We start from the raw sequence: 3,735 nt of genomic DNA on the forward strand, positions 1-3,735 counted from the left end.
GCCTCACCCTCGCCGTCTCTTACAGCCATGTCGGGCGGGTCCAGGACGCACTCGACCTCGGCGAGCGGGTCCTAGCCGATTACGAGCGGGTCCTAGGCACCGACCACCCCGACACCCTCAACGCCTTAAACCACTTCATGGCTTTCCTTGAAGATGCGGAAGCTGAACCGCAGCCAAATACTGCAAGTCCACTGACCGACCCTGTCTCTCAGCGTCCTTCAGACATCCCCGAACGACCGGTATGACCCTCCCCGACCGATCTCTGCAGAGTTACGGATCAGAAGGTCCGTGACATCTATAGCTGACATCAACGACACCGGACGGGGGCGCACACCAGTGACTTTATCCGGCCGTCGCCTCAGGCGGCCGCCGCAGCCGGAGCGGACCTGGATCGAACTCCTAAAGCGGTGCTCACCAGGCTCGGCCCTACCCAGGGCGTGCCAAGTAGGGTGCCGCTCGTGAACGCTTCTCCTGATCACGTCGACAGCAGAGAAGACCTCGCTGCCTTCATCCGTGCCCTCCGCTGCAGCCACACCGAGGAGGGCCACTCATGGGGAAACGCAGACCTCGCGAGTTTCTTGGAGGCGCTGGCAGCCTGGGTGGACGACGCGGACGGCTGGTACAGCAACGCCGGCCGCCGTCTACCCGCCAGCGGTGACTGGAGCTTCTTCGCACGAGCCTTGCAGGCTGCGACCACCTACGAGTAGTCCGTGGCTCACAGCGAAGGCGCAGAGCGGATGGCAGGGGTCGTGCCAGACACGTGCCAGATCGTGCGGGAAACCACGGGGAATAGCGGGGGCCAGGCCGCCGTCCAATCAGGCCCCACGCTCGCTCCGCCGTAGTTCAGCCAAGCAGCCGCCTACCAAGAGCCCAAGCTTCCCAAGCTGCGAGCGCGCGCCGTCATCACAGACCGGTCGTCGTAGCTTGCCTTGGTCGACGGCTCAGACAACGTGGCTGAGGCCAGTGGGGCGCAACGAGGCACACGCGCGCCTGGGTGGTCGGCGTACTCACCGTCGTGGCTGGCTGTCGTTGGCTCAGGTTCAGACGGGGCATCGAAGGTGCCGGCCGTCAGTCGAGCGCGCCGAAGCGGGGCCGTCTCTGGGCCGTCCGAGGCTGCTCGGCAGTAGCCAAAGACGACCAACGACGACCATTAGGAGCACAAGCCACCGCTCCTGAGCAGGGAAAAAGCAGGTCGCCGAGATCCCCGGCAAGACCCAGGCCAAGTAAACGGCTCATGACTCATCCCTAAGGTTCCCCCGACCCCACAGGGGCTACACTGTGCGCGCCCTTGTGGCAGGTGCCCTCACTGGTCCTGTGCCAAGTCGGATGCATTACGGTCGCGAAGGCCCCAAAGTTCTTTATTGTCGCTAACCGCATAGAAGCGGACCGCCCCCGCACGAACCAATAGTTGACGTAGCTCATCGTCATTGAAACCGCCCACTCGGCGCTTGATGGCTTCGAAAGACCGTTTGGGCCTCGCGGAACGTAGTAGCTCGCGGATCGCTTCCTCAGCCATAAACTCAGTGCGAAGCTCAGTGCGCAATCTTTCTTGCTGCTGCCGCACTTCGTGAGCGGCCTGACGTTCCTGTCTCTCGATGTCATGCCGGAGTTGCGTGTACTGCGCTGCTACATCTGATTCGATCTTGGTTTTAGCCTGCCAGTAGGTGAGGAACCCGCCGAGCAACGAGACCGACGCCGCAATGATGGCAGCCACAACCTTGTCGTCCATGGGTCTAGCCCCTACAGGTCGCGATTTGACGAGAATCTAGTCAATCAGCCGCAGTCGCCGGATGCCATTACAGGCGTCCAGATGGAGGACTGTTACTTGGCAACGACGTCGGACGGAGGCGCACACCAGCGCATCCCATCCGACTGTGGCCCGAGTCGACGGCAGTGACGGCAGTGCTGACGACAACGACGGCGGACGGCAGCGGCACCCGGCGACGCGGCACGGGGCCGACATAGGACGATCTGGCCGACCCACCAGGCCGTGCCCGCATTTAAGCGCCTGGTCGCGAGCAAGGCTAGGTCGTGCGAGCCCAGTTGCGTGCCAGATCGTGCGGGTGGCTGCCGTAGACCACGCCGGCCAGCGCGATCGGCTCCGGTAGGAACTCGCTGCGCTACACGACACCGATCTGAGCACCTCAACGTGAGCCGCAGCGCTGAGTGTCTAACTGCGTGACAACGCGGACAGACAGCGGCGGACGAGCACGGACACTCACGGACCGTCGCAGCAGGTCAGATGCGCACTGGTCCAAGGTCGGCGGGCCGTCCCAGTTGCTTCGGGACGAAGCGGTCACTTCGTTACTGTGCTTCCCATGACCGACGAGCCCCCTGCATGTCCTGAGTGCAGCCGGCCCATGCAGTCCGGTGGCTTCGTGCTCTCCAAGCGGGAGGGCGACGGCCGGCGGGGCTGCCGGACGCTGTGGCGGTGTCCCGATCAGCATGTCTGGTGGGGCTGGACCGACCAGCCAGGCGAACCACTGGAGATTTGCCCCGTCCCGGAGCTGTTCCGATGACATCGTGCGAAGCGGTGCTGCCTCGGGCCGTCCCGGGCCGTCCGAGGTCACCCGGCGTCGACCGACAACGACGGAAGCCCACGGCGTCCGACCAGGTCGGAGCCGTGGGCTTCGTCAGCCTCGCTGGTGAGCGAGACCAGTGATCAGTAGACCGGCTACTGATCAGCATCCGATTGGTGCGGGAACTGCGCAGATACGCTCGGCGCAACCAGCGCTCGCAGTGAGATGTCAGCCTGTCTGGACCCACCAGATCAGCCAGGTGACGGCGGCGCCGCCGAATGTGTACGCAGCGCCCTTCAGGGCGTTCATGAGAATGATGCGCAGATAGTGGCGGCCACGGCGGCGCCACACGGGCGTAAGGTGTGGCGGATGGCTTCCCGCGGAGGGGAGCCCGATGGGGTGCTTGTTCAACAGGTACTCCGGAAAATCCAGTGATGTGTGCTGGTGATGTCGCACCGCTCCGTCGAGGCGCCAACCACACGCGGAGCGGTGCGGCCTTCCTCCGGGCCGACGCCCGAAGGAACCTCAGTGGCGGCCTCTTCCTCGCTTATCGGCTCTCCAAGAGCGCGAGGGATGAAGGGAGGCCACAGGTCGTAAGCAGGCTGTCATCGCTCGCCGTCGGCCTTCCGTCATGTCATCCAGACCCACCGAGCGGGGTGTGTCCTCCGCTCCACTCAAAGTGTGTCAACTCGTCCTCATCCAAGTAGTCCCATCGACGCCGGTAGAAGGCCCTGGCAGCACGCGCCTCCAACCACTCGTCGTAGTCCTCGTCCTGGCGTAGTTGGCCGGTCTTTCGCTTGATCCTTTCGTCTCGATCGCGGCGTTCAAGGAATGCCATTACGGCAGGGTCGCCATCTGGACACACGCACCACCCAGACCAGAACAGTTCGGGGGACCTTCTGGCCACGATGCGGTTCAACGCGATACGCCAGCCTGAGGAGGCCGCTTCGGTGACGTCGAGGGCGGTCAGGAGAGCCCTTAGCTGTTCCGAGGTGGGCAAGACCTGGCCAGCCAAGATCAACTGACACGTCGATCTTGGCACGCGGTGGCCATGAACAGCGGTCGCCCGTTCAATCTCGCGCAGAGAAGGCTGGCCTGCCCGCGCTCGAAGCCGCGCTAGGTGTATTGACCCGAAGCGTTGTTCACACGGCTGATCGGTGGGTGGCCGCCGAGTGCGGTGTGGCAGCGGTGGTGGTTGTAGGTGTGCAGAAAGTCT

General features: G+C 64.0%; 3 protein-coding genes and 1 pseudogene. 2 read left to right on the forward strand and 2 right to left on the reverse strand.

Annotated features, from left to right (window positions below):
- A partial coding sequence (locus ACZ7KF_RS12225; RefSeq protein WP_471072192.1) for a tetratricopeptide repeat protein occupies window positions 1–245 on the forward strand: 245 nt, incomplete at its 5' end.
- A gap of 213 nt (window positions 246–458) precedes the next feature.
- Entirely contained in the window at window positions 459–707 is a 249-nt protein-coding gene (locus tag ACZ7KF_RS12230; protein ID WP_471072195.1) for a DUF7660 family protein, read from the forward strand.
- A gap of 596 nt (window positions 708–1,303) precedes the next feature.
- Here ACZ7KF_RS12230 and ACZ7KF_RS12235 read toward each other — a convergent pair.
- Both ACZ7KF_RS12235 and ACZ7KF_RS12240 read right to left on the reverse strand, forming a co-directional pair.
- A complete protein-coding gene (locus ACZ7KF_RS12235) occupies window positions 1,304–1,729 on the reverse strand; it encodes a hypothetical protein (RefSeq protein ID WP_471072198.1) in 426 nt (141 codons plus the stop codon).
- A 1,906-nt stretch (window positions 1,730–3,635) separates the two neighbouring features.
- Window positions 3,636–3,735: pseudogene (locus tag ACZ7KF_RS12240) on the reverse strand (IS481 family transposase); the annotation flags it as partial.

The sequence above is a fragment of the Streptomyces sp. NPDC038200 genome, assembly GCF_055600785.1.

What these genes read in the sequence shown, in the direction of transcription:
- ACZ7KF_RS12235 (WP_471072198.1), bottom strand. Translation starts at nt 1,729, where the DNA reads ATGGACGACAAGGTTGTGGCTGCCATCATTGCGGCGTCGGTCTCGTTG.